A 24,288-nucleotide genomic window follows, 5' to 3' on the forward strand; every position below is an offset into this window, starting at 1 on the left:
GCCGCGATGGCAGGGTCGGACACGCCGCACGGGCGCGATGGCCTGATGTGCTGCGAGCTCTCCCGGGCCCGCAGCACAGGTTCGGGAGCTGACCGATCGTCCCGATGACACGGCATCAACCCTCGTGGCAGCCTCGGCCGTGATCGGGACCGGCAGAGGGAGGGACCGGTTCCCGGGGCAGGCTGTCGAACCGAAATGGGAAGCGGTCGAGCTGACGTAGGCCGAAGCCGGGTGCCGATGGCCCGGGCGCCGAGGTGGGGGCAGGGCCTTATCTGGCCCGGAGATCGTCGAGCTCGCCCCGGGTCAGGGTGAACGGTGGGGTGCGGCCCTTCCACCCTTCCTGGGTGGCGTGCACGAGACCGGGCGACGGCTGCTCTGCGCCGTAGTCGGGCGCGGGGTTGGTGATGTCGTCCAGCAGCGTGTCGATGAGCTTGGCAAGCGCCCTCGGCCCTCCGCCGCCGTAGCCGTAGGTGTAGTTCCCTCCCTTCATCACCTGGGGCGCCAGGAAGACGGTCCCGTCCTGGGTGCGCACCCAGACCGCACCGTGGCCGATGGTCAGGGTGGCGAGCGGGGAGATGGTGGGCAGGCGTTGCGGGGCGAGGGTTTCGATCGCTCCGTCGCGTGTGTGTACGGCCGGCATGTCGGTCAGCGGATCGATGAGGATCTGCTGCTCTCCGGTGTCGCCGAGGTAGGTGGCCAGCGCGGTGCGGGGGCTCGGCTGAAGTCGGGAAGCCCACTGTGCGGCTTCCGCGCAGGAGGAGGGGTCGACGGTGATCTCGCACGCGCCGGGGAAGTAGCGGTTGGCGCCCAGCACCTGCCCGAGGCGAGCGCACCGGGCGGCGAGGACGTCCGGCCGGGCCAGGATCATCTTCCAACCGTCTCGCAGGATTTCTTCGGCGATGTCTTCGGGCGGGTGAGGCCTCAGCGGGCGGGCGGCGACCGCGATCGAGTCGATGTCCTCGCTGGCATCCACGTACCTAGCGATCTGCTCCAGGGCACCGGTCGCCTCGTCCCACACAGCCCGACGTGCAGTGTCGAGCGCGGCCGCGGCCGCATGCGAGCCGTCAGGCTCTTCAGCGGCCAGGCGCAGCAGCGGTCCCAGATCAGGCGTGACGCGGGCGGGCACCTTCAAGGTAGGTGCTCCCGGTTTCCACTCCGCCATCAGCTCCGGGTCCCGCACCCTGCTGTGCCAGTACGGTGCGGGATGGCCCAGCACGCGCCCCAGCAGCTTCCACGTCGTCCCGTAGGGCATGTCCGGTGCTGCGGCATCGACCGCCTCCAGGCTCGGCCCGTGGGGGATGTTGTAGTCGGCTTCGACCACGGCCAGCGCGGCCGCATCAGCAGCGAGTTCGTCCAGCAGGGACGCGCTCGGCATCACCATGCCGAGGCCCTCGCGGACCGGATAGGCCAGCACGACCCTTCCGGCCTCCGTGTCCCACCGGTACAGCATCCACCCCTCATGCAGATCTCCGCCGCGGAATGTGGAAGGCCGGGTGGCCACCGTTTCCCGCAGGAGACGCATGTGCTGGCCACCGGGCTTCTCAGAGCGCCTGAACTGCAACGAATCCCCCTCAACATTTCGGCCCTTGTGGACTGTGTCCAGGATGGGCTCACCGGAGGTGCTGGAGCCAGATGGCGATGACGCTGCCCGGCAGCGGCGCCCCGATGCCGGCCCTCACGAGACAGCGGCTCAGGGACCAGCGGACAGGACGTTCACCGCATGGTGCGGCTCTATCGGAAAGTGCAGGCTGCGCAGCCTCTACACCGCAGCCCGGTCGTGGGCCTGGAGCGGCCAGCGCGGCCCCGTTGCTGCATCCCGGCACCATACGTACTGGCGCTCGGGTTTCACGGTCATGCCGAAGTCGTACAAGGTCGGCTGCCCCTCGGCCAGCCACCATTCCCAGGCAGGTTCCAGTTCGTCGGCCAGGCGCCGCGGCCCGCCCTGGTACGCGACGGCCTTCCCATCGGGGAGTGTGCTGAGTGTGGCCCAGGAGGCGACGCCGTCGTGGAGCCATACGTTCACCCCGTCGTCATCCATGCCCGTGCTGATCTGCACGTCGGGGAGGTGGATGCGCAGGGCGAACAGCAGGTACGCGTCGTCCTTCAGCGGGTGCAGGTCCCGTGTGAAGGGGCGTTCGTCGTCGGCGGGGCCGGTGCCGCGCACGTGCGGCCAGCTGCTCGCGGGCGGTGTGCCGCGGGCAGGCATGAACGTCGCCAGTCCCTGCATCCACCCCACCGCCGAGCGGTGGTCGTCGGCAACGGTCAGCGCGACGTGCCCCAGCCTCCCCCACGGGGTGACGATCCTCCCGCCCGGCCGCGTCTGCTCCACCCACGCCCAGGGCACCTGGTCGACGGCGTAGGTGGAGACCACGCGGTCGTACGGCGCGCCGGGCGGCCAGCCATCGGTGCCGTCGGCGGCCACGACCGCCGCGTCGGTACCGGTCGCGTCGAGGTGTTCCTGGGCCTGCCGGGCCAGTTCGTCGTCCACCTCGACGCTGATCACGCGTCCGGGGCCGGCGCGCCAGGTGAGGAGGGCCGCGTTCCAGCCCGTCCCGGCCCCCAACTCGAGGACGCGGTGACCGGGGTCGAGCATGAGGGAGTCGAGCATGTCCACCACGATCGACGGACACGACAGGCTCGAGGAGGGCGCGCCGTCGGTGATCTGGGTGACGGCCGCGTCGTAGGGCCGGCCGTATACCTCGGCGGTCCACCGGTCGGGGTCGGTGCCGCAGTCGAGTGGCTGGTAGGTGTGGCCGTCCCAGCGCCACAGCCGGTCGGGCGCGAAGGCGTGCCGTGGTGTGTCGGCGACGGCCTGCCGTGTCCAAGGCGAGCGGCCAGGCCACAGCCCCAGTTGGTCCATGGCCTCGTCCAGCCGCTGCCGAAGAGCGTCGTAGTCGGTCACGCGGTCTACTTCCGGTGTGTCCCGGACGGCGGCGGAGGCGGCGGCACCTGCCCGTCCGAGTTGTTCGGCGGCGGGGTTCCCTGCCCCGGATCAGGATCCGGCTTGCGATGTTTGCTCACGAGCTACTCCAGATTCTTCACCTCTGTAACCGCGCCATGATGACGCGGTATCAGGGGCAGCGGTAGAGCGCGCGGGAGCACCTGCGGGCGGCGACGGCCGCCATCGCTTGGTGCCCGGCGGCATTCCCCCCTCCCCCGGGCTCCCGGCGCGCCGGCCATGCCAGCGCGCTGGGAGCTGATGCGCATCAGGGGCAGGTGTCGAGCATGCCGGTCAGCGCGGCATGTTCTTCCTCGTCCGTGGTGAGGGCGTAGGCGTGCTTGACCGAGATCCACGCACGGGCGTATGTGCAGCGGTAGCTGGCCAGGTCTGGCTGCCAGTCGGAGGGGTCTTTATCGCTCTTTGCCCGGTTGGAGTGGGCTGAGACGGCGATGAGCTGGGAATGGGCGAGATCGTTGGCGAACGCCCGGCGATCCGCGGTCGTCCACTGCGAGGCACCGGACCGCCACGCCTCCTTCAGCGGCACGACATGGTCGATGTCCACCTTGGACGCCGTGTCAAGCACCGCACCGTCGTACGCCGAGCGCCAGCTGCCGACCGTGGCCCGGCACTGCCGGTCCTGGGCGACCTGATCGCCGTCCCGAGCGAGGACGACTTCGCGGGTGTCGCAGGTGCCGAACTGGGTGGCCCAGTGGGGGAACTTCGCCCGGCTGTAGCCGGGGACATCGTCCTCGGGCGCGACAGTCAGCTCGCCCAGCTCTGCCCAGGCCTCCTCGGCGGTCGGGGGCTCCGGGAGCTCCGCCGCTGTTACGGGAGCGGTGGTGGAAGACGCGGTGCCCGGTGTGCTCGGTACAGCCCAGCTCGAGGGTGCGGAGCCCACGAGACCGGCAGTTGCCAGCGTGGCGGCCACCGCAGCGGCCCAGCAACGAATCATCATGACCGTCACCGTGACGTGCCCCACTGGGCCGAACGCTCAGTTTCCGGTGGCGTCACCCCAAAGTGGATGTGCGGCACCTGGACTCCAGCTGTCCGCAAGGCGCTTGGGATACGGGACATAGTTGGTCCTCGGCGAGGCGCGCTTCCCGCGCGGGAGGCACCACGCGGACGGGAGGACTTGTCAGCCGCAGTCGTTGCGGTTGATACGCAGGGATCGGGTCTGGTCGTTGAGGTTGTAGCCGCGCAGGTCGTGGATCGAGCCGCCGCTCTTGGTGACGCACACCCACCGACCCGAGAAATTCCGCTTCTCGTAGACGCGTGCCGTGCGGCCGGAGTTGTTCCGCACCGAGCTGCCTCGATCGCGGATGGCGGAGGGCAGGTCCTTCACACTGCCGTCGACGGCCCGCTTCACCCACGGCTGCCCGCCGAAGCCGGTCTCGGGGTAGATGCACACGTAGCCATCGGGGCAGTCGATCACTGCCGACCTGGCAGCCGCCGCCGGCGCGGCAGCGGGAGCCGCGGCGGTCAGCAGGGGCACGGTCAGCGCAGCGGCCACCAGGCCGCGGGAGAGATGGTTCACGCCCCCCATTGGACGGCCGCAACACCGCTCGCGGGGGGCGCCAGGAGACGAAACCACACGATCAGGGAAATATAGCTCCTGAAGGTGCACCAGCGGTGCACGCTTAAGTCTCTGTATCATTCCGGCCCCTGGTGACCTGCTTCCAGGACGGGCTCACAGGATGTGCTGGAGCCAGACGGTGATGCCGCTGACCGCGGCGGTGCCGGTGCCGTAGCAGGCTCCTTGCAGCATGAGACGGGTGGCGGTGCGACGGCGGCTCAGGGTCCAGCGGGCAAGGCGGATCGCCGGATTGACCGGCTTCTTGCGCCCCTCGGCCGGGACGGGATTATGCTGCATGGCAGATGGTCCTCTCTGGGGGCATCGTGCTGGGAGCCCGTCCGATCCGTGGCCTTGGAACCGGAGATCGGAGTCGGGCTCCTTTGCTGTTTCGGTGTCAGCGGCGGCTGGCGAAGTGGTGGAGCCGGTCGGCCAGGCGTCGGTCGGGGCGGTGGACGATGCCGCAGCCTGGTGCGCGGGATGCCAGCCGCTCGACCTCGGCTTCCAGGCAGCCGGTTGGCGCGCTGGCCGTGGAGCCGTTCGCGCCCACGTACTTTGCGACGACCTCGAGCGCTTCGAAGAAGCCGTCGTCCGCGCCGTCGTCCATGGACTGGATGAGCTGGTGGAACCAGTGCTGGGCCTCGCGGTCCTCGCCGAGCTCGTAGTGGCGCAGGTGGAGGCAGTAGGCGGCGGCGCGGTGGCCGGCGCCCGCGGCCAGCTTCCACCAGAACTCGGCACTTTCGGGGTGTCCGGTCAGATACAGCAGGCAGCCGAAGACCAGGGCGCCGTCGATGTCCAGCTGCTCCGCGGCCGCGACGGGGTCCGGCTCTTCCCCGGCCTGGACGGGATCCTCGGCCAGGCGGTCGACGTGGCTGGCCGCCCCCGGCTCGTTGAGGACCCAGCGCGAGACCACACTCAGGCGCTGCTGGGCCTGGGCGGCCCGGGCCAGGTCCGGGTTCGGGGAGGTGAGAGCGGCGTCGGCGGCCAGTCGGCGAAGACCGGCCGCGACGTCGAAAGACCGGGAAGACGTGGGGATGGCGGCATCGGCCAGGAGAGCATCGAGAGCGGTCACTGTCCGTTTCCTTCCTTGGCTTCCTGGGATTTGGCGGGGAGTCCCAGCTGCACTCGCAGACGTTCCTTGGCTTTGCGGCAGTGGTAGTCCACGGTGCGGTCGCTCAGGCCCATGAACCAGGCGATCCGGGAGGTGGGGTATTCCAGGATGTAGCGCAGGACCACCACGTCGAACTGGCGGGGCGGCAGCTCGGCTATCGCCTCGTACAGGCCGGTGCCGCTCTGCATGACCCTCAGCTTGTCCCGGGCGGCACGCAGGGCCTGTTCGATCGGGCCGTTGATGACGAACGCCGGCGGCCGTCCCTCGGCCTCCAGCCTCCGCCCCACGATCCGGCGGACGACCGCCCAGGCGCGCTGCTCGAGGTTGCCCTCCTGCAGCAGCTGGTCCCAGCTCGCCAGGATCTCCAGGAATGCCTTGTGGATCGCTTCCTCCGCCGCTCGGCGGCCGCCGAGCTGGGTTTCGGCGTAGTCGTGGAAGAGCTCCTGGTGTCCGAGGTAGAAGGCCTCGAAGTCCAGCGGGAGCTGCAGCGGGACGCGCACCGGCTGAGGCGCTCCTGCGTCCGGAGACGCGGCGCCCTCGGAAGTGCTGTCACCGATCACATCGGCCTCCCGGCAGCGTCACGCATCGCGGGGACATCCATCGCACGGTTCCTCTTCGTCGAGGTTGGGGTGGACACGGCGCACAACGGGTGTACGTCGAAGGCTTCTTGGTCCTCGAGTTCCACCTAAGCGATTTCCGGGCCGAACCACGCATCCGCAACCTAAGAAAAACTACTCAGTGATCTCTAACCGGCACGGTAAGTAGTTTTATGTGAAAATACATGACATGTGATCAAAGCCCTGACCAGCGCAAGTGCAGACGCGCCCCTCACGGGGACGGCCAGGATCGACCACGTAGGTGGCCGACGTCACACGCGAGCAGGCGTCGCGCAGACCGGAACGAACGGCCCCGTCTCGCCGGGCGACAACGCCTAACACACCGCCCCGGGTTGTCGCTGAACCTGGGACAGGGGCTGACAAGGTCTCACCTCCCCGCCGCCCAGCGGAGAACCAACGAAACGCGACTTCAGGACCGCGGGAGGTGGCGGGCTTCGCAGGCGGTACAGGCCTCGCCGCCCGGCCGGGCAAGCTCGCCCAGCGCCTGGTCGAGCGTGAGGCCCGCGCCGCCGGTCGGTATCCAGCACGACTCGTGGTGGATGACCCGGCGCCCGGGTCCGCCCACGGGCGCGGGCAGATGCTGCACACTCCACCAGCCTGCCGGGGCGGCGGGGACGGAGCGGGGCGGCCGGCCTGGCGGGCGTTCCCGCCGGGTCGGCACGCCGGAGTAGTCAATGTCCTCGATGGGAGTGACCAGCCGAGCGGGAACGCGAAAGATGACCTCGTCAGGCTCGACCGTGATCCGGTCCGGCAGCAACTGGCGGAGAGGCAGTATTTCGAGGGTGCGCTATTCGCTGGTGGCCATGCGGGCTGCGAGGTAAGCGCTCCAGTCGTCTTTCGCGTACTTCGCCCATCTCTGTGCTGTGCCGGGGTGCATGCCGAAGAGGTCGGCGACCACGATGGGTGGGAGGCTGGTGACGGCTTCGATCATGGCGGTGTTGCGGGCGGCGAGGACGGGCAGCCCGACCTGGTTGAGCAGGCTGTGGGTGCCGGCCACGTTTCGTGGCCTGCCTGGTTGTATGCCTGGGAAGAGGTAGCCGTTTCCGTTGCCGAACTGCTGGTCCATTCGTGAGTCGGTCACGGGCTGGGCGATCTGTTCCTCGATCAGCAGGGCCAGTTTCGGCGGCAGCAGCACGGGGTGGCGGTCGAGCGTGAGGTAGGCGCCGTTTTCGTCGCGGTGAAAGCGGTCGGTGGTCAGTCCGACGATGCGGGAGACGGGGATGGCATAGAGCCTGACCAGGGCTCCGATGATGCGTGCGTCCCGTGGAATGGCATCGTCATTGAGGCAGCGCCGGAGCTGGTCCTGGAGGTCTTGTTCGTCCAGGAACCCGGAGGAGTTCTTCTTGGGCGGGCGGGAAATGATGAGCCTGCCGGTGATGCGTCTGGCAACCGCCCACTGGATGAACGTGACGACCGTCCGGTGCAGGGAAGAGTGGTCAACGAGCCAGCGGTCGAGGTCGCTCTGCGTGGTGTCCTGTAGGCCGATCTTGTTCGTGTCCAGCCAGGACATGAAGCCGATGGCGGCCTTGATTTCCCTGATGTCGGCCTTGACAGCCAAGGTGGTGTAGCGGTCCCGGGCCGCGCGTCGGCGGGCGTCGCGGACGATGTGCCACTCGCCGAATGCCCGGACCACCCGGGCCTGGTGGGGCGGGAGCTGTCGGATGGTGTTGGCCAGCCAGAGTTCCAGGCGGGCGAGGTTCTCGTGTCGGCGGGGCAGAACGCCGGCCGTGACGAGCAGGCCGCGAAGGCAGCCTGTGGCATTGTTCTGGGGCAGCGCATCCAGCATCTCGTGGGTGAACTCGCCTTGCTGGGCTGAAAGGTCGGCGAGGAATTCCGCACCGCGGCTGCGTCGCAGCCAGTTGAGGACGGCGTAGGGGTTTTCGGCTTCTGTCAGGGCCGTGGCCAAGGGCTTGAGACGCGGGGGGACGGTGCCGCCCTCTGGGCTGAGCAGGCCGTGGACGCGGTTGGTGAGGACGCAGCGGGGGCAGCAGCCGTCGTCGTAGATGTCGTCCGGTTCTTTGCACTGCCGGCAGTGTGAGTCGGGGGCGTCGATGCCGCAACAGGACCGGCAGATCTCCTGACCATCGGCGCCGCAGGCGACCATGACACGCAGGCGTCGGCAGACGGAGCACGGGGCGGGGACCCGGGTGCGTCGCTGGTAGCAGCCGGAGCAGAGGTTGCCGATCGGCCAGGCGCTGTGCGCGAGTTTCATCCCGCCGCAGTCATCGCACTTCCGGATCGGCCGTGGCCAGCAGGAGAGGCAGTGGAACGCGCCGTCGCGGGCTGTGGCGTGACGGCCGTGGCGGAAGCGGCCGCAGACAACGCAGGTTCCCTTGGAGCCGCGGTAACAGCGGGTGCAGACATCTGTCCGGCCGTCGGCCTGGCGAGCCGAGATCGCCCGGTCCTCTCCGCAGATCCCGCAGCGGCGTTTCGGGGCCTGGTAGCAGTTCCCGCAGAGCGGGGCGCCGTCGGTGTTGCTGTACTTGTGCGGGGCGAGTGTTCCGCAGGATGCGCACTCACGCTCGGGCCGCGGAACGCAGTTCCTGCAGAGCACGGTTCCGTCGGCCAGTCGGCGGGCCGGACTGCGCATCCGCCCGCATCCGGCGCACTCCTCGACGACCATGGGGTCCTTGACGTAGCAGCGTCGGCAGATAGGGCCGTCCTCGCGGTGAGTGACGATGAACCCGTCCTGCTTGCACCGGCCGCAGGTCTTCACCCTCGCTTTGGAGTAGCACCAGCCGCAGCACCGGCCCTGCGGTGTTGTCCGCAGAGGCAAAGGGTCTGGCCGGCCGCAATGGACGCATCGCGGCCTGGTGATCGCATCGCCGAAGCCGGCCTCGTCCAGCAGGCTCGCAAGCCGGACCAGTGTCACGGGGCAGTGCGGCGACGGAGCGGACCATGCGTCCGGGTGCTCCGCCAGATGCGTGTCCAACTGCCGTGCGGGAGCAGGGGGCCATGCCTTCGCCCGCTGAAGAACGGCCTGGACCTGCGCAGGCGTCATCCGCCGCTCCGTCACCTCCTGGATGTGGCCGACCAGACGGGCCCTGACCTGGTCCAGTGCACTCCGCCGCTGCCGCGAAGTCTGCTTGCTCGTCATGACCGGTCGGGGCGGCGGATGACGGTCCGGCGCCGGGCGACCGGCACGTCACCGGGTTGACCGTCGGCGGTCTTACGGACCTGAGTGTTCACCACCTCGGGCTTGATCAGGTCGTTCGGGGTGCACTCCAGGATGTCGCAGAGCGCGACCAAGGTGTCCATGCTCAGCCGCTGCGGCGGCTGGGTCACCAGCCGGTAGACCTGCTCGCGCGAGAGCGTGATGCCCCGCTCCGCCAACAGTGGGACCAAGTCCGAGGTCTGGAACATGCCCCGCTTAGCCATGAGTTGGCGCAGCTGCCACTGGTAGCCCATCTTCTTGATCACGCGGTCACGCTCCAGTCCTCACCCAGACGGTTCTTCATCACCGTCTCCAGCAACTGGTTGCGATACTCGTTCGACACACCCATGTAGATGGCCGTGGTCGACGCATGGGAGTGGCCGACCTGCTCCTGCACGAACCGGGCCGGGTAGCCGAACTCGGTCAGGTGCGTGATGTAGCTGTGGCGCAGGCAGTGAAGGTCGAGGTCCTCGTCGAGGCCAGCGGCCTCGCGGGCGGTGACGAACGCCTCGTTGATCGTGCGGGGCGCGACCCGTCCGACCCGCTCGGTCACCCACAGAGCAGGGTGCCGACCCGGAGAAAGGCGGGGCCGGATCTCGGTGATCCACTCGGTGAGGATGTCGACGATCCAGTCCATCTCCGGGACGGTCAGCACCGTGCGCCGCTTGGGCGAGGCACCCTTCGAGGACTTGCCGTAGCGGACCATCAGGCTGCCGTAGGCGCCGAACTGCGGGGCCTTGCGATTGCGGCGCAGATCTACCAGGTCCAGCCGGGACGACTCAGTGCGGCGTGTGCCGAAGGCGTAGACCGCCTTCAGGATGGCGGCGTCCCGCAGGGTCGTGAGGACACCCTTGCGGCCCTGACCCTTGATCCGGGCGGGGCGGGCGTCGGCCGCGTCGAAGAGGGCCTGGACCTCGTCGTAGGTGAGCGGCCGGCGCCGGGGATCGCCCTCGTACTCCACCGTGTGCAGAACCGAGTTGCCCTCATGGAAGACTTCCTGGGGCACCTCCCCGAACCGCTCCGCGCAGACCTCGATCCAGCCGTAGCGCGCATCGAGGAGGTACTCCAGGAACAGCCCGATCGTCACCTCGTACGAACGGGCCGTGGACATCTGGATCGGACTGCTCCCGCTGCGCAGGTGGGCGATGAACGCCTCCCCGTCCGCGGGCATCCACTGCCAGGGGTACAGCCCGGTGAACTCCTCCAGCCGCTCGATCAGCCGCAGTCGCGGGTCGATCGTCGTCGATCTCAGGAACCGGGCCGACTGCTGCCGAGCCCAGCCCTCCCTCATCGCCTCGAACACCGCCTTGGCCGGGTCGAGATGTACGACGTTTGCCGCCAGCACAAGACGGGACGATCCGGGTGCCTCAGTAACCATGCAAGCGTTGCATCTGACGCAACATTGTTGTGTCGGCCGTTCTCGTTGCTGGTCAGCGGACCGAGTGAACTCTCGTGCTTCGACCTTCCCGGGCCGCCGATCAGCGGGTACTGGCGTTCTCTCGACTCGCGCAGTGTTGCATCAGATGCAATTCATCCTGTTTTGCACTTCAGCCCAGATGGACAGACGCAGCTCGTACCACCAACCGCCTCCGGGGCCGGGACGGTAGATGCGGCGCATGACCTGTGCCGTAACACTCTGGCCATCAGCCAGCTCGTGCCATGCCAGCGGTCCTGGCGCATCCGGGTCCGGACCCTCAGGGCTGAAGGCCTCCTCCGTCACAGCTAGGCGGCCGGTGTGTCGGCGGGGGCGTCGTGGGCGTGCTTGAGCATCATCCGCGCGGTGACGCGGTCCGGGCCCTCCAGCGTCTGCCAGAAGGAGTGCGTGACGACGGTGCTGGTCAGCTCCCACTGACGGTCGCGCAGCCGTCGCACCTCCGCCTGATCTTCCTCGGACCAGCCGTCGGTCGCGGGGCGCTGTCGCGGGCGCCAGCGCTCCGGATCGTCGAAACCCGGGTGAGGCTCAACAGACCACGGGAGACGGGCGTACACCGCCGTAAGGGTGTGGGCGACCTGGTGAAGCTCTTCCTGCGCGGTGAGCAGGTCCTCAGGGAAGTCGTAGGCTCTGGCCATGACGGAATCATAAACCTGTTCGATTCCCGAGGCGGTGAGTCAGCGCTCGGAATGTCGCCGTGTGCGGTGGAGGGCCGGATGACGTAACCGCGCCCCAGCTTCCCCACCAGGTTGGCCTACGCTGGAGTCGACCCCAGGGGGGCTCGTGGGAGGTACGCCATGCCACGCCCTGTCTGGTCTGGGGCCGTGTCCTTCGGCCTCGTGACTTCTCTGAACCAACCTCTGCAACCGGCGTTCGGGTTCGCCAGCCCACCTCGAGGACGAGGTTCACTCCTGACTCTTCCCTCCCAGTTCAGCCAACATCGGGCTGAGTCTTGCAGCGAGCCGGGAGTCGGTCTGCTCGAGTTCGTCGGTCAGGACAGCGACGGCTGCTTTCAAGGCCCGTCGTAGCTCTGACGCCGCGACCGAGCGGACGAGCGTTGCTTCAAGTGGCGCAGTCATGATCGCGGGAAGCAGGTGGGCGCCCTTCGCGTGGACGGCCGCATAGCCAAGACGTAGGCACGCCAGTGCGACGACGTGATCACGCAAGGCGCTGATCCAGTATTCGGCCTGCCATTCCCGGCCTCGCCGGATGCAGATGTGGGCGTGTAAAGCGTGATGCCAGGCGAGGCCAATCAGGGTGTCGCGATCGGCTTGCGGGAAGGGGGCCAGGGTTCGTTCCTCACCGAAGATGGTCCGCCACTGCGGGCCTCGCGGACCGAACTCCTCTTCGGGGCAGAACGTGAGGTCGACCTCCAGCCAGCCGGGCAGGAGGAACACGCGAATGATTCTGCGGTCGGCCGGCAGATCCCAGTGATGCAGGGCGCCGAGCTCGCCGTGGAACCACTGCGTCCAGCGGCTCAAGGGCACCGCGAGCTCGCCATGGACTGCGAGAACCAGGTCAGTGTCCGACCATCGATCGCTGTGTCCGGTGGCTTGTGAACCGGTCAGGGCCGCTCCAGTGACGGTCTCGTCAGCTTCGGCAAACTGGATCAAGCGATCTCTGAGGCAGTCCCGTTCTTCGACGGAGAACATGCATGGGTCCTTTCCGCTGCTGCCACGGGAGCTCTCGCCTGCTGGTTGATCGTGTCGTTTGCCCGGAGTACCGGCTTGGAAGTTCGCAGGCAGCAGCGTCTTGTGCAGGCAAGCAGGCGGCCGGACTCAGGTAGCTCGTGCGGGGCTCTCGCCGAACGCGAGGGCATGCCCAGGTCGACCATCTCTCGTTCTCGTGCTGTCTGCACATCGCGTTGAGTGATTTTGGCCTTGGTACCGGTGAGACTCACGCGAAGACGTCTGCAGCTCTTTGAAACCGAATCGGTGATGCCAGAGGAATCACAGCGAAATGTTCCGGAGCGAGAGCCACTCCGCCTACCGCCTCAGTACTGTGACCTCGCATGACCGACACCGAGATCGAGATCACCGCAGACCTGGTCCGCGACCTGCTGCAGGAGCAACATCCAGACCTTGCAGGGCTGGCCATCCGCGAGGTGGCGGGCGGCTGGGGCAACCAAATGTGGCGCCTCGGGGATGAGTTGGGCGTGCGCATGCAGCGCATGGACCTCACCCCGGAGCTCCAGCTCAAGGAGCGGCGGTGGCTACCCGTGCTGGCTCCGCGCCTGCCGCTCCCGGTGCCGACTCCGGTGCGGTTCGGCGAACCGTCCGCGCGCTTCCCCAAGCACTGGACCGTGATGACGTGGGTTCCCGGCGAGCCGCTGGACCACGGCTCGATCAGCCGCGGCAACCACGCGGCCGACACGCTGGCGGGTTTCCTCCGGGCGCTCCATGTGGAGGCGCCCGCCGAGGCGCCGATCGCTACGGACCGCGGTGCCCATCCCAGGAACTGCACGGACGGCTTCGAGAACTTCTTCCAGGCCGTTGCCCCCGACGACATCGCTGCCGACGTCCGGTCGGTTTGGGACGACGCCCTTGCGGCCCACGCGTGGGAGGGCCCGCCGGTGTGGGTGCACGGCGACCTCCATCCCGCGAACGTCGTCGTCTCGGACGGAACGCTCTCGGGCATCGTCGACTTCGGTGACATGTTCGCCGGCGATCCGGCGTGGGACCTCGCCGCCGCATGGGTGCTGCTGCCCGCAGGCACGGCCTCACGGTTCTTCGACATGTACGCGCATGCAGACGAGGCCGCGATCCGGCGCGCCCGCGGGCTGGCCGCTATGAAGAGCCTGTTCCTGATGCTCATGGGGCAGAACGGAGATCGGGGCCTTCCCGGCGGCAAGCCGCACTGGGGACCTGCAGGCCGGGCGGCACTTGATCGTGTTCTGAAGGGCGTTTGATGCACGCTTCTTTGAACTTGTTCTCGATCTTAATTGAGGGCCATGCGGCAGCCCACCTTCGTGGGTTCATCGATCACGACGCGTGGTGGGGATGCCAAGGTCCACGGTCGTATGCTGCCCGTGGCCCCGATCGAGCTGGCGGAGCTTCTCTTCGGCGCCAGCCAGGCTGACCTGGAGACCTTCGACCTCGCCGAGCCAGCCTTCCGTCTCGGCCTTGGCAATTCGGGCGATCAAGTTGTCGCGGATCTCGGCAAGCCGTGCCCGTTGGGCTGGATCAGACCGGAGGAGCGAGCATCTGACACAAGCTTGACCGAACTTGCGGTGTGTGGCCGAGAGCCAGCCTGCACGCCCGATCAGGTCACTCTGAGTAGAGGCCAGCGAATTGGGACCATCAGGGATTCCGGGCGTGTCGCCAATCGTGTCGTTGGGATTACCGCAGCAACCGGTCGGCCCACGGATGCGGTCCGTAAGCCTGGGTGATGGCGTGGACGAACCAGTGTCGCTGGTTGTCAGTGAGGGTGGGAAGGGCTGCGTTAAGGTCTGCTTCGTCCTTGGGCCGCGGCTCCTTGGCCTTGTAGAAGAGTTGCACCTCCGGTGCGAGGTAGGGGATGCCGTCGGCGGAGATCAGGCCGAGCGTGTCGATTGGACGACGTACTCGCGGATCACGGCGTGACACCCACTCCTGGTCATGGGCTTCGTCGAGCATGATCTGGATGCGCCAGGGTTCGCCTGGCGCTGGCTGGCACCAGATGTCATGAACGCTCTCAGGAAGAGCCTCGCCGGATGCCCACGGGCGCAGGCTCCCCGGTGGATCGACGGCCCACCACTTCCAGTCCGGCAGAGCCTGTTGGACGGCGAGCTGGTCGCGCCGCAGTAGCAGGACGTCAATGTCGCCGTGATCTCGGATGCGGTGGCCCACTGCGAGTTCAATGGCGAAGCCACCCGCCACCCACCAGGGGGTCTTCAGGTCACAGAACCGGTCAGCGACTTCGGCAAGGGACGCGGGATCCCATCTGGTCAAGGGGGTGTGCTCGTGGGGCATGTCGTCCATCCTGTTCCGTAAGCTGCTTCGATGTGCTGATGACCTGCAGGAGTCAGGTGCTCGAGGTCTGACGTCCGGTGCCGGTGCGGAAGTCGGGCATGCCGAGGTTGGTGGTGGTGTGCTTAGCGGTCATCTCACGCATCGAGGCGAGCTTGTCCTCCGCAGCGGCCACGCTCGTCTCGATGGCGGCGACCTCGCCAACCCATCCCTGGTCCTTTCCTTCTTTGAGGCGGTCGAGGAGATTGTCGTGGATCTTCTCAAGTCGGGGCATCTGGCTGGGATCGGGCCGAAGTTGAGGGCATCTGACACACGCTTCTCTGAACTAGCGTTGGCGAGTGCGGATCACGTCTCGTCGGAGCCGATTGCGGCGTTCAGGGCCCGCAAGGCGTCATCGTATTGGTGACGGTCGAACTGGAACGGACCGAATGCCACGTAGTCGCGAGTCTTGCGGTGCGGTTGCTCGAAGGAGTCCCAGATCACGAGGTCGGCTGTCGCGGTGATGCGGGCCATGAGCGGCCAGCATCCCCACTCGCCGCATTCACAACCGAGAACGGGTGTCTTCGGCCCCATCGCGTTGGTGGACCGTCCGAGGAAATGGTCCTGCATCGGGCCGAACCGGAAGAACTGCGGGATCAGACCGCCGTAGGCGTCGCCTGCGGGCTGCATCCCGGCCGCGATCTCGAACCCGTCGATCAGCTCGGTGAGTGGTGCTCCGTCGATGCGGGGGACGATCACGAGCGCGCCGCCGTCGCCACGGTGCCGGCAGTCGAAGCGGATCTCATTGCTGGTCATCCAGTGATTCTCGCAGCGAAGCCGTTCCCTCCTCCCGGATGGGTTGAGCTGGGACCATGCGTGGCATGCCGAGGTCGATCGCCGTGCCGCCAGGAGTTCGTCGGTCCATTTGAGCAAGCTTGTCTTCGGCGCCAGCCAGGCTGACCCGGAGTCCTTCGACCTCGCCGAGCCAGCCTTCGCGCTCGGCCTCGGCGATGCGGGCGACGAGGTTGTCGCGGATCTCCTCCAACCGGCTGCGCTGGGCCGGGTCCGGCCGGAGGAGCGAGCAACGAACGCAAGCGTGTTCATGAACACAAGGGCTTGAAAAGGCACGAGCGCAGGTGCCGATGGAGACCTTGCGCTTCTCGAAGTGCGCGAGGAAGGCGTCCCATTCCTCCTCGGTGGGGGTCCGATACTCATCGCTGGGTCGGGTGGCCCTGCGGCGGGCGATGAAGGCGCGATGGGCCTCGATGGTCTCGGTGGGGTAGATGGCGTGGTAGCCCATCGTGGTGTTGATGTTGGTATGGCCGGCGATGATCTGGGCGATGTGGGGTGGCAGGCCGGAGCGGATGGCGTCGGTGATGAACAGGCGGCGGAAGTCGTGGGGGGTGAAGTCCAGTGGCTGGCCGGTGGAGTCGGTCAGGCCGATGAAGGCGAGAACCTCGGCTAGGGCGTCGCGGATGAACTCGCCGCTCATGCGGCAGTTCTCGCCGCCGCGGTCCCACTGGAAGAGCAAGGGTGCCAACGGGTTCCAGGTGCGTTCCTCGTAGTCGTAGGCGGCCAGGAGCGGGATGGCGCCGGTGCGGGGGTCGCGGACGCGGCGGATGATGGTGGCCAGGACGTCGGCGAGTTCGGGGCTGACGAGCAGGACGCGTTCCTGGTCGGTTTTGGACGGGGCGATCTGCAGCAGGGGGAGGATCTCGCCGGTGGTGGGCAGCCGGTACTGGATCAAGGCGTGGTGGCTGGTCTCCAGCATCTCCTCGATGCGGGCGCCGGTGTGGCGGAGGAACTCCACCGTGGCCCACGCCCAGAACGCACGGTGCTCGGCTTGGTCGAAACGGAGAAGGACGCCGTGAGGGTTGCGGGCGTTGGCGGTGGCCCCGTTCTTGGTGCGGGTGTAGACGGCATCGCCGAGCGTGAAGGTGGCGCCGGGCGGCACGGCGAGGAGGGCTTGGAGCCGGGCTGCGTGGTGACGATAGTGGTCGGTCGCGGCCTTCGCGAAGGTCTCCAGGGCCGGGAGGCGCTCGCGGGTCCGCTGGTCCATGCGGGCCTTGACCCGCTTGACGCGTTTACGGTCGAAGGTCTCTGCCTCCTTGATCGGGCACGGCGCCACCCAGGGCCCCCATCGGGCGGGTTCCTCGGCGGCCCAGCGTGCGATATCAAGGTAGAAGGCCCGCACGGCCATCAGCAGCGGGGCACGGTCGGCGCGCTCGACCACCGTTTCCTCAAGGGTGCCGTCGGGTCGCTTCCGCCGCTGGATCCGGGTTCGGAAGCGTTCCTTCCAGGCCCTGGCGACCCCGGGCGGCAGGTCGAGGGAGCTGATTCCAGAGTGGTGGTGTTCCAGGTCCGACCAGAAGTTCCGGGTCAGGGCGCGGGCCAGATTGTCCAGAGTGCTGTAATCCAGCTTCGGCCGGCGTTCCTCCAGGTAATCGATCAGGAGCCGGCGGATCGGCGCGCAGGCCACGCCGTGGCGGTCGACGAGCTGCTCGCAGGTGAGCTGCCCGGTGACCCGGTCCAGGAAGCGCAGGGTCGCCGGCGCGTCGGACGGCAGATAGCCCAGGTTGCGAAGCCACGAGTAGAAGAGGGTTCCACCCGAGTTGTCGATCTCCGATTTCCGCAGCTCGATGGAGTACTGGATCGCGTCACCCGCAGTGATGTCCGCCAAGCCTCCGCCCTTGGCGAGCATGATGCGGGCCAGGGCCAGGCGGGCGCGGCCGCCTCCCACAGACGCCCAGCGCTTCGGATCGACGCTCTCCTGCAACCGCGCGTAGCCCTCGGGATCACGCGCCTCGACAACCGAGCGCAGGTGGGTAGTCCGGTGGCCGAACAGCCACGTCAGCGGAAGCCGAATCACATCCGCGCCGGCCAGTACCAACAGCCCGGTCTGCACGATCGGCCACTTCACTTGGGCGGCTGAGCTCACCCAGGTGTGGCCCTCCTGGGCCCAACGGTGAGGACACGCGGCTGCTGGAGATGCCTCCCATCGCTCCTGCCAGCTCTCGCCCGGGAAACCGGCCAGCCAGGCCATGATCGCGCGTGCTCCGGTTCTGCGGGCCCACCGTGCGTACTTCTTCTCCGCCCGGAACGGCGGCCGGTCCAGGAGTGCGATCACCTCCTCCGCGGACGAGCACGTCGTGGGCCATCGCGTCCCGGCGGACCGAGCCGGGAACCGGGCCTGAGCCTGCCGCAGCATGCCGCCCGCGGCCTGCGGGACAGGCGGCCGCTCTGCCATCCGGACTTGCTCTGAACTGGTCATATCCCGGACGCGGACCTTCATCGGCTTCTCCCGAACAGGTCATTGAGGGCCTCCGTCCGGTACCCGGCGGCCGGGACAGCCGGCATTCGGGCCTGATGGGCCTGCCGCTCATGATGTGCACGAACCGCCTCGACAACCTCGTCCCGGCCAGCAGGGACGTAGATCTGGGTGGTAGTCAGATGCGCGTGCCCCAGGACCCACTGCACATCGGTCAAGGCCAGCATCGGATCCCGGGCCATCCGGTACGCGGCCGTGTGCCGCAGATCATGCAGCGTCCAGTTCGCCCCGAGCAGCGCATTGGCCCGGTTCAGCATCGCCCGCGCCGCGTGGTAGGTCAGCGGACGAAACGGCCGCCGCAACGTCCACCACAACGCCATTCCCGCGCCCCGGGGCACCCCCGCCCGCCACGACTCCTCCTGATACAGCCGCAGCCACACAAACGCGTCCGGCGACGACGGCAACTGCTGGAACGCCCCCGTGCCCTTGCGGACCACCCCCAGCAGCTGCTCACCAGGCAACGGGTCGCGCTGCCGGCTGGTCAACAGCTCGCTCGCCCGGGCCCCGTTGGAGACCCAGAACGCCAGCAGGGCCCGGTCCCGGTTGTAGCGCAGCGCGGCGAACAACTCGTTGAACCGGCCGTCGGGCATCCGCCGCGGCAAGCGGCGCGGCACCGAGGGCCGGTACCGACCGCCAGCCGACTGCCGCGTCGACCGGCTGGCGGCGACCGGTCGGCGGCGACGTTCCCGTGCGGTGGGGAAGGGGTTGAGGATCGGGCCCGTGCCTTCCTCCAGGTGGAAGGCGTAGAACGACCGCAGCACGGTCTCGGAGTGCGCCTGCGTCGATGCCGAGTACAACAGGCCAGGCCCGGCGCGGCCGGTCACCGGATTCGGCACCCCGGCCAAGGGCCGGGACTCCCGTGACCGCGCGGCCCCATCGGGGACGCGGTGGCGCCAGTGGACGCGAGTCGGCTTCGGCGCGATCTGCATCCACCGGGTGAAGTCCCGTGCTTCCACCCGTGTCGCCCGGTCCCAGGCCACTCCCCAGCTGGAAAGGAACCGCCACCACCGCAGAAGGTCCATCCCGTAGGACCGGACCGTCGTCGCCGGCCGCGAACACGCTTGAAGCTCCGCGAAGAATGCCTCCACGGGTATGACCACAGCACCGTCCGCGTCGAGCAGCGCGTAGGGACGTGCCGGGTCGGCAGTCTCCGCCAACTCACCAGTTTCTGGCAGCACGAAGCTCACCAGATCCCGGCCCGAATCACCGGTCTCAAGCATGGCCGGGAAGCTAGCAGACATCACCTCCGACCTGCGAATATTCGACTCTTGGTTCAGTCAATAGCACGATTCCGATCAAGGTCATGCCCGCGACCGAGGACCACTCGATCAGCTTCCGGCAGATCCACACCGCCGACGGCGGCCGCATCCGCTACCGCAAAATCTGCGAGACCGAAGACCGCGTACTCGACCCGGCCGAGATCGGGCGAGCCTACGAAGCCTCCAAAGATCAGCTCGTGCCCATCAGCGACCAGGAACTCGACGACCTGCCCCTGCCCACCGCCAAGGCCATCGACGTCGAAGCCTTCGTCGAGGCCGAACGACTGGACCCCATCCGCTTCGGCAAGCCCTACTTCCTCCAAGCCGACGGCGCCGTCGCCGCCAAGCCGTACGTGCTGCTCAGGGAAGCGCTCCAACGCAGCGACAAGGTCGCCGTCGCCAAATTCGCCTGGCACAACCGCGAGCGACTCGGCGCGCTCAGGGTCGTCGGCGACGCCATCGTCCTTCAGGTCCTCCACTGGCCGGATGAGATCCGCTCGGCCGAAGGACTCGCCCCCAAGCCCGTCGACATCTCCGACTCCGAGGTCGACGAAGCCCTGACCCTGATGGAGGCCATCGGCGGCACCGGCATCACCCAGTACAAAGACCAGTACCGCGAAGCGATGGAAGCCGTCATCTCGGCCAAGGCCGCAGGCGTCGAGCCGCCCGAGATGGAGGCACCAGCCGGGCCCAAGGGCAAGGTTGTCGATCTCATGTCCGCACTGCAGGACAGCGTGCGCGCCGCCAAGAAGAGCCGCGGCGAGAACAACGCCGACGACGAAGCCAAGGTACGCGAGATCAGCGGACAGCGGGCAGCGCCGAAAACCGCCAAGAAGACCACCGCGAAGAAGACGAACGCGGGCGGGAAGAAACCGGCTGCGAAGAAGTCTCCGAGGAAGCGCCCGGCGTCGTAACCGAGCGCGGGCGGTGGCACGGCCTGGTCACGGCCCGACGTGACCACCCGCGCGCAGCGCAGTGGCAGCCGGCACGGAAGAAGGCCCGAGTCCCGGCGGCAAGGGTTCGGGCCCTGTCCTGGCGAGGAACGCGTTCAGCTGGGGTTCGGGTCCTGGCCGACCAGTCGCGTGAGCAGCTCCACGATCTGCGCCTGGTTTCAACGGATGCCCGTTCACCGTGGTCCCCCGAACTAAAACAGACTCAGTGCGTAACCAGACACAAGTCCGAAAGTCCGATTACGTAGGCCCCGCGCCGCCGGGCAGCTCTCGGAACGCCAGGTGACCAGGACCAGCACCTTCGAAACGGAACACCCATTCCATGGCGCCTGGGTTCATTGAACTCTTATACACAAACAGTTTCCTGTAACTCGCGCCACGGGCTAACTCGGAGGATCCAACTGGGGGACCCGGCCCGTGACCGGGAAGGAAACCGACCCGATGAACATTCGCAAGCACCTCGCCCTCTCCGTTGCCGCCGTGGCAGTGGGATCCGGCCTGGCCTTCGCCCCGCTGGCCTCGGCGGCCACGCAGTCCGCCGCCGCCGGCTGCTCCTACCCGTACGTCTGTTTCTACAAGGGCTCCACGAAGACGGGCCAGTACAAGGACGTCACCAGCGGCTGGCAGAACCTCGGTAACAGCAAGGGCGCCACCACGATGGTGAACACCCGCCACGACGACGTCGTGTACACCCACTTCACCAACGGCAGGACGCACTGCACCCCGCCCGAGACCACCACCACGTTCAACTCCTGGGTGGTCGACAAGGTGCGCATCAGCTCCGCTTCCAGCTGCTGACCCGCGCCGCGACAGCGACGGCCCGCACTCACCCGAAGGGGAGTGCGGGCCGTCCGCGACATGCCAGCCGTGTCCGCGGGCCACGGCGTCTTCCACGCCGCGCAAGTGGCCTACGAAACCTCAGCCATCCGGGGCCACCTCGGTGCGCTCCAGGCCATCAGGACAGGCATCGACAAGGCGCTGGCCACCGCTGCCCAGATCAACGCCGGGGCCCCGAAGCGGCCAAGCTGACGAGCGCCGGGTCGCCCTTCTGACCGTAGAAGACGCGGCGGGCGCTGCCCGCAGCAAAGGGCGTTGGCGGACCACGATCCGTGTCCGGCAGTGGCGCGCCGTCGTCCCGCCCACTCACTCCGTGGCAGATCGACCGAATCTGCCCGGATCGGACTTCTGGCTGGTTGGCTACTGTGGCGGGTCCGCGCGCGGGACTACGGTGTCCCCGGCATCCGGCAGGCGGAAGCCGGCGACACGCGGGCGGATGAGATGGAACAGGCGGTTTTTGCACGGGCTTGCGAGGAGCGTCACTGGAATGGCCCGGCGCTCTTCCGCAGCGCCTACGCGGTAGCCGCCGCACGCCTGGGGGAGCCGCAGGGGATCACCGCGCGGCAGTTTCTGCGATGGCGTCAGCCCAATCCGCCGTGCCCGGGGCCGTCGCGGCAGCGGGTGTTGGAGGAGATGTTCGGACTACCGCTGGAGCGGCTCGGTTTCACCGTCCCGCCGCACCGCCGTCGCCCGGCCGCCGGTCCGCCCGCACCGGCTGTGCCCTGGTTCAGCGTGCTGGGCCCGGTCCGTATCCGTCGGGACGGCTCGCAGCCGGTGGCGGTGCGGCCCCAGGAGCGCGCCATGCTGTGTGCACTGCTGCTGCGCCGCGGCCGGACGGCCACGTTGGGTGAGCTGATCGACGCGGTGTGGGGAGAGAGCTCCCCAGCCCGCCAGGGGCGGGTAGCCTGTCAATCCCCCGGTTTCGTGGAGACCTTCCTATGCAGCCAGCTCCTCGGTGAAGCTGGCCCAGTAGTCGTGTTCGTGGTCAATCGGGCTTTTCCAGCCACACACGCTGTGTAGCCGTCGAGTGTTGTAGAAGTCGGTGATCCAGGTCGCGATCCGGATCCGGGCCTCGGTGCGGGTGACGAAGGTGTGCCGGTGGACGTACTCGACCTTGAGCACGCTGTTGAACGCCTCGCTGACGGCGTTGTCGAAACACGAGCCGACCCGGCCCATGGACTGGGTGACGCCCAGCTTCCGGCAGGCCCGGCGGAACTTCCGCGAGCCGTACTCGCTTCCGCGATCGCTGTGGAAGATCACACTGCGGACGTCCCCGCCGCGGGTTGCGGCGTCCATGTGGAGGGCAGCGACCACCAGGTCGGCGTCGTGACGGGCCCCCATCGCATAGCCGAGCAGGCGGCGGGAGAACAGGTCTATGACCGTGGCCAGATAGAGCTTGCCCTGGCCGGTTTCGATCTCCGTCATGTCCCCGCACCAGACCAGGTCGGGTGCCTCGGCGGTGAAGTCCCGCCGCACGAAGTCCGGGGCGGCCGGACGTTTCCCCGGCCGGGTGAGCCCCCACCGTCTGCGTACCTTCCTCGCGACCAGGCCGAACTCGGACATGATCTTCGCGATGGTGTTCACCGAGACCCGCCAGCCCTGCCTCACCAGCCTGATCCAGATCTTCGGTGAGCCGTAGGTGCCGCCGGAGTCGTCGAACTCCTCCTTCGCCGCTTCAATCAGATGCTGTCTGCGCAGCTCACGCCGGGTGGGCTGGCGGGTACGGTGCTTGTAGAACCACGCCTCGCTCACGCCCAGAGCGCGGCAGGAGACGCGGTGCGAAATGCCGTGCTCGGTCCTGAAGTCGCTGATCACCCCGACGACGGACGCCGGGTCCGCCACGGCTACTTCACCCACAGGACCATGCAGCGTTTGAGGACATCACGCTCCATGACCAGTTCCTTGTTCTCCCGCTTGAGCTGGGCGACCTCCCGCCGCAGACGCTCCAGCTCGTCACTCCCGCCGGCCGGTGCGGTTCCTGCCCGACGGGCGCGGGAGACCCAGCTCGCCAGGGTGGTCTCGTTGATCCCCAGGTCTTCGGCGACCTCGGCGATCGTCTTGCCGGTCTCCGTGACGATCCGTACGGCCCCCTCACTGAACTCCGGATCGAACTTCCGTCGCTTCTCCGCCATGACTCCTAACTTCCCCTGCAGTCACGGTCTTCACGCTACAAGGGGAGGGACACATCACCGACCACAAGGCACGGGCAAGGGCGGATGGCAGCGGCGCCGGGCAGCCGGTTTCACGTCTTCTTGACATGTGCCTTGCGTACCCGGGAGGTAGTGGACGCGCGCTTGGGAAACCTGACGGAATCCTTGAAAAGCCGCTCTTGAAAGGGCGGGCGCGGCCGAAGAACCTGGAGATCAGAATCCGGTGCGGTGTGTTCGGGGGTGCTGCAACCGTGAAATGCTGGCCGACGACGCCGCGCACATCCATCTGCCAGCACCCGCGCCCAGGGGCTACTGCCCGCTGCCGGGGCCCCGGCAGCCATCCGCTGTTGGGGAGCCGTACGCCACACCTGGAACTGGTCCGCGCCGAACACAAGACGTTCAGCACCGAGCTGGTGCCTACGGGGCGTTGGGCTACTGCTCGACCTGGCCGCTAACCCGCGGCTGCGGCAGCGGGCCGCGGACTGGGCGGGCCGGGTTGACATCGTCACCACTGAGCCGCCTGGCGTGTCCGAGGCCTCGAGGCTCGCCGGTACCACTGCTGTGCCGATCGGCCCGGACGGGCATGTGGCCTGGAACGGCTCCGGGCATCCACCACGACCTGCCAATGAATCTCGAACCCTAACGCTGATGAAGCTCGATGAATTCGGCCACCCCCTACTCGGGGGTGACCCCACACCTGCTCGATCGATCTCCCCACCCACAGGTCATCTGACCTGCGGACGGACGCCACAAGGGAGGGGCCGCCCGATAGCCAGCCAGGTCCAGGGGCGGGGCGAGCAGTCCAGGATGGGCGAAGCCCAGCGCGCAGCGCCGCCGAAGGCGTCCTTGACGGCTCGACACGGCCCGCACACTCCACGAACGGGCGGCCCCGGCCCACGACCTGCGCCGCGCTCGCGCGAGCTCCCCACTTCGTTGACGAGCGGAGCAAGTGGAGCGACGAGTAGCCCTGGCCGAATCCACTGATCCTCATCAACGCGGTGCACTCTGAACAG

The 24,288-nt window shown here is 68.0% G+C and carries 26 protein-coding genes; 5 read left to right on the forward strand and 21 right to left on the reverse strand.

The genetic code is table 11. The features are described 5' to 3' along the window. Nucleotides 1–268: 268 nt before the first annotated feature. The 13 genes from KHP12_RS05665 to KHP12_RS05720 form a co-directional block, all read right to left on the reverse strand. Entirely contained in the window at nt 269–1,450 is a 1,182-nt protein-coding gene (locus KHP12_RS05665; protein WP_211831652.1) for a hypothetical protein, read from the reverse strand. Nucleotides 1,451–1,759: 309 nt separating this feature from the next. Continuing rightward, a complete protein-coding gene (locus tag KHP12_RS05670; RefSeq protein WP_308016705.1) occupies nt 1,760–2,902 on the reverse strand; it encodes a methyltransferase domain-containing protein in 1,143 nt (380 codons plus the stop codon). A 304-nt stretch (nt 2,903–3,206) separates the two neighbouring features. Further along, a complete protein-coding gene (locus KHP12_RS05675) occupies nt 3,207–3,896 on the reverse strand; it encodes an HNH endonuclease family protein (protein WP_211831654.1) in 690 nt (229 codons plus the stop codon). A gap of 180 nt (nt 3,897–4,076) precedes the next feature. Next, complete coding sequence (locus KHP12_RS05680; protein ID WP_211831655.1) at nt 4,077–4,484, reverse strand: peptidase inhibitor family I36 protein; 408 nt, start codon at nt 4,482–4,484, stop codon at nt 4,077–4,079. A 144-nt stretch (nt 4,485–4,628) separates the two neighbouring features. Further along, on the reverse strand, nt 4,629–4,811 hold the full coding sequence (locus KHP12_RS05685; protein ID WP_211831978.1) for a hypothetical protein: 183 nt from the start codon (nt 4,809–4,811) through the stop codon (nt 4,629–4,631). A gap of 97 nt (nt 4,812–4,908) precedes the next feature. Further along, nucleotides 4,909–5,583, reverse strand: a complete 675-nt coding sequence (locus KHP12_RS05690) for a hypothetical protein (protein WP_211831656.1) — start codon at nt 5,581–5,583, stop codon at nt 4,909–4,911. Continuing rightward, complete coding sequence (locus KHP12_RS05695; RefSeq protein WP_308016703.1) at nt 5,580–6,122, reverse strand: sigma-70 family RNA polymerase sigma factor; 543 nt, start codon at nt 6,120–6,122, stop codon at nt 5,580–5,582. Before KHP12_RS05695 ends, KHP12_RS05690 begins: the two co-directional genes overlap by 4 nt. Nucleotides 6,123–6,648: 526 nt before the next feature. Beyond that, nucleotides 6,649–6,900 carry a DUF6233 domain-containing protein gene (locus KHP12_RS50630; protein WP_308036068.1) on the reverse strand — a complete coding sequence of 84 codons (252 nt, stop codon included), beginning with the start codon at nt 6,898–6,900 and terminating at the stop codon, nt 6,649–6,651. A gap of 126 nt (nt 6,901–7,026) precedes the next feature. Next, nucleotides 7,027–8,862, reverse strand: coding sequence for an XRE family transcriptional regulator (locus tag KHP12_RS05700; RefSeq protein WP_246642965.1), 1,836 nt, complete (start codon nt 8,860–8,862; stop codon nt 7,027–7,029). Between the two features lie 470 nt (nt 8,863–9,332). Continuing rightward, complete coding sequence (locus KHP12_RS05705) at nt 9,333–9,659, reverse strand: helix-turn-helix domain-containing protein (protein ID WP_211831658.1); 327 nt, start codon at nt 9,657–9,659, stop codon at nt 9,333–9,335. Then, nucleotides 9,656–10,684, reverse strand: a complete 1,029-nt coding sequence (locus tag KHP12_RS05710; RefSeq protein ID WP_246643007.1) for a tyrosine-type recombinase/integrase — start codon at nt 10,682–10,684, stop codon at nt 9,656–9,658. The genes KHP12_RS05705 and KHP12_RS05710 overlap by 4 nt, the downstream gene beginning before the upstream one ends. Nucleotides 10,685–11,115: 431 nt before the next feature. Continuing rightward, nucleotides 11,116–11,463 carry a DUF8825 domain-containing protein gene (locus KHP12_RS05715; RefSeq protein ID WP_211831660.1) on the reverse strand — a complete coding sequence of 116 codons (348 nt, stop codon included), beginning with the start codon at nt 11,461–11,463 and terminating at the stop codon, nt 11,116–11,118. A gap of 267 nt (nt 11,464–11,730) precedes the next feature. Beyond that, the gene (locus tag KHP12_RS05720) at nt 11,731–12,477 is read right to left on the reverse strand and encodes a hypothetical protein (RefSeq protein WP_211831662.1); all 747 of its coding nucleotides are present in this window, start codon (nt 12,475–12,477) and stop codon (nt 11,731–11,733) included. Nucleotides 12,478–12,836: 359 nt separating this feature from the next. On the opposite strand from KHP12_RS05720, the gene KHP12_RS05725 reads away from it, so the two are divergent. Beyond that, entirely contained in the window at nt 12,837–13,733 is an 897-nt protein-coding gene (locus KHP12_RS05725) for an aminoglycoside phosphotransferase family protein (RefSeq protein ID WP_211831668.1), read from the forward strand. A 66-nt stretch (nt 13,734–13,799) separates the two neighbouring features. Here the strand turns inward: KHP12_RS05725 and KHP12_RS05730 are convergent, their stop codons facing one another. The 6 genes from KHP12_RS05730 to KHP12_RS05755 all read right to left on the reverse strand — a co-directional run bounded on the left by KHP12_RS05730 (nt 13,800) and on the right by KHP12_RS05755 (nt 19,299). Then, entirely contained in the window at nt 13,800–13,967 is a 168-nt protein-coding gene (locus tag KHP12_RS05730; protein ID WP_246642966.1) for a hypothetical protein, read from the reverse strand. A 196-nt stretch (nt 13,968–14,163) separates the two neighbouring features. Next, nucleotides 14,164–14,784 (reverse strand): nucleotidyltransferase domain-containing protein, encoded by a 621-nt coding sequence (locus KHP12_RS05735; protein WP_246642967.1) that lies wholly within the window; start codon nt 14,782–14,784, stop codon nt 14,164–14,166. 43 nt (nt 14,785–14,827) lie between these two features. After that, a complete protein-coding gene (locus KHP12_RS05740; RefSeq protein WP_211831669.1) occupies nt 14,828–15,046 on the reverse strand; it encodes a hypothetical protein in 219 nt (72 codons plus the stop codon). Between the two features lie 71 nt (nt 15,047–15,117). Then, nucleotides 15,118–15,567, reverse strand: coding sequence for a hypothetical protein (locus KHP12_RS05745; protein WP_211831671.1), 450 nt, complete (start codon nt 15,565–15,567; stop codon nt 15,118–15,120). Next, nucleotides 15,554–17,878 carry a tyrosine-type recombinase/integrase gene (locus KHP12_RS05750; protein WP_308016702.1) on the reverse strand — a complete coding sequence of 775 codons (2,325 nt, stop codon included), beginning with the start codon at nt 17,876–17,878 and terminating at the stop codon, nt 15,554–15,556. The genes KHP12_RS05745 and KHP12_RS05750 overlap by 14 nt, the downstream gene beginning before the upstream one ends. A 161-nt stretch (nt 17,879–18,039) precedes the next feature. Beyond that, nucleotides 18,040–19,299: a tyrosine-type recombinase/integrase gene (locus KHP12_RS05755; RefSeq protein WP_246642968.1), complete on the reverse strand. Its 1,260-nt coding sequence runs from the start codon at nt 19,297–19,299 to the stop codon at nt 18,040–18,042. Nucleotides 19,300–19,367: 68 nt separating this feature from the next. Between KHP12_RS05755 and ku the strand changes: the two genes are divergently transcribed. The 3 genes from ku to KHP12_RS05770 all read left to right on the forward strand — a co-directional run bounded on the left by ku (nt 19,368) and on the right by KHP12_RS05770 (nt 21,317). Next, entirely contained in the window at nt 19,368–20,252 is an 885-nt protein-coding gene (gene ku / locus KHP12_RS05760) for a non-homologous end joining protein Ku (RefSeq protein WP_308016709.1), read from the forward strand. 477 nt (nt 20,253–20,729) lie between these two features. Beyond that, nucleotides 20,730–21,086, forward strand: a complete 357-nt coding sequence (locus KHP12_RS05765) for a hypothetical protein (protein WP_211831676.1) — start codon at nt 20,730–20,732, stop codon at nt 21,084–21,086. A 60-nt stretch (nt 21,087–21,146) separates the two neighbouring features. Further along, nucleotides 21,147–21,317: a hypothetical protein gene (locus KHP12_RS05770; protein WP_211831678.1), complete on the forward strand. Its 171-nt coding sequence runs from the start codon at nt 21,147–21,149 to the stop codon at nt 21,315–21,317. A gap of 744 nt (nt 21,318–22,061) precedes the next feature. Here the strand turns inward: KHP12_RS05770 and KHP12_RS05775 are convergent. Together KHP12_RS05775 and KHP12_RS05780 are read right to left on the reverse strand one after the other, a co-directional pair. Continuing rightward, a complete protein-coding gene (locus KHP12_RS05775; RefSeq protein ID WP_211831679.1) occupies nt 22,062–22,982 on the reverse strand; it encodes an IS3 family transposase in 921 nt (306 codons plus the stop codon). Continuing rightward, nucleotides 22,970–23,257 carry a transposase gene (locus KHP12_RS05780; RefSeq protein ID WP_211831684.1) on the reverse strand — a complete coding sequence of 96 codons (288 nt, stop codon included), beginning with the start codon at nt 23,255–23,257 and terminating at the stop codon, nt 22,970–22,972. Before KHP12_RS05780 ends, KHP12_RS05775 begins: the two co-directional genes overlap by 13 nt. A gap of 462 nt (nt 23,258–23,719) precedes the next feature. On the opposite strand from KHP12_RS05780, the gene KHP12_RS53250 reads away from it, so the two are divergent. Beyond that, nucleotides 23,720–24,259, forward strand: a complete 540-nt coding sequence (locus tag KHP12_RS53250; RefSeq protein WP_372455175.1) for an aromatic-ring hydroxylase C-terminal domain-containing protein — start codon at nt 23,720–23,722, stop codon at nt 24,257–24,259. Nucleotides 24,260–24,288 lie beyond the last annotated feature (29 nt).

The organism is Streptomyces asiaticus, from assembly GCF_018138715.1.
In the GTDB taxonomy this organism is placed as follows: domain Bacteria; phylum Actinomycetota; class Actinomycetes; order Streptomycetales; family Streptomycetaceae; genus Streptomyces; species Streptomyces asiaticus.

Excerpts from the sequence above, each read along its gene's own strand:
- KHP12_RS05680 (WP_211831655.1), bottom strand. The coding sequence starts at position 4,484 with ATGGGGGGCGTGAACCATCTCTCCCGCGGCCTGGTGGCCGCTGCGCTG.
- KHP12_RS05745 (WP_211831671.1), bottom strand. The coding sequence starts at position 15,567 with ATGACCAGCAATGAGATCCGCTTCGACTGCCGGCACCGTGGCGACGGC.
- KHP12_RS05780 (WP_211831684.1), bottom strand. The coding sequence starts at position 23,257 with ATGGCGGAGAAGCGACGGAAGTTCGATCCGGAGTTCAGTGAGGGGGCC.
- KHP12_RS05720 (WP_211831662.1), bottom strand. The coding sequence starts at position 12,477 with ATGTTCTCCGTCGAAGAACGGGACTGCCTCAGAGATCGCTTGATCCAG.
- KHP12_RS05665 (WP_211831652.1), bottom strand. The coding sequence starts at position 1,450 with ATGCTGTACCGGTGGGACACGGAGGCCGGAAGGGTCGTGCTGGCCTAT.
- KHP12_RS05715 (WP_211831660.1), bottom strand. The coding sequence starts at position 11,463 with ATGGCCAGAGCCTACGACTTCCCTGAGGACCTGCTCACCGCGCAGGAA.
- KHP12_RS05685 (WP_211831978.1), bottom strand. The coding sequence starts at position 4,811 with ATGCAGCATAATCCCGTCCCGGCCGAGGGGCGCAAGAAGCCGGTCAAT.
- KHP12_RS05735 (WP_246642967.1), bottom strand. The coding sequence starts at position 14,784 with ATGGACGACATGCCCCACGAGCACACCCCCTTGACCAGATGGGATCCC.
- KHP12_RS05765 (WP_211831676.1), top strand. The coding sequence starts at position 20,730 with ATGAACATTCGCAAGCACCTCGCCCTCTCCGTTGCCGCCGTGGCAGTG.
- KHP12_RS05710 (WP_246643007.1), bottom strand. The coding sequence starts at position 10,684 with ATGAGGGAGGGCTGGGCTCGGCAGCAGTCGGCCCGGTTCCTGAGATCG.
- KHP12_RS05725 (WP_211831668.1), top strand. The coding sequence starts at position 12,837 with ATGACCGACACCGAGATCGAGATCACCGCAGACCTGGTCCGCGACCTG.
- KHP12_RS05675 (WP_211831654.1), bottom strand. The coding sequence starts at position 3,896 with ATGATGATTCGTTGCTGGGCCGCTGCGGTGGCCGCCACGCTGGCAACT.
- KHP12_RS05700 (WP_246642965.1), bottom strand. The coding sequence starts at position 8,862 with ATGGTCGTCGAGGAGTGCGCCGGATGCGGGCGGATGCGCAGTCCGGCC.
- KHP12_RS05740 (WP_211831669.1), bottom strand. The coding sequence starts at position 15,046 with ATGCCCCGACTTGAGAAGATCCACGACAATCTCCTCGACCGCCTCAAA.
- KHP12_RS05755 (WP_246642968.1), bottom strand. The coding sequence starts at position 19,299 with ATGCTTGAGACCGGTGATTCGGGCCGGGATCTGGTGAGCTTCGTGCTG.
- KHP12_RS05770 (WP_211831678.1), top strand. The coding sequence starts at position 21,147 with ATGCCAGCCGTGTCCGCGGGCCACGGCGTCTTCCACGCCGCGCAAGTG.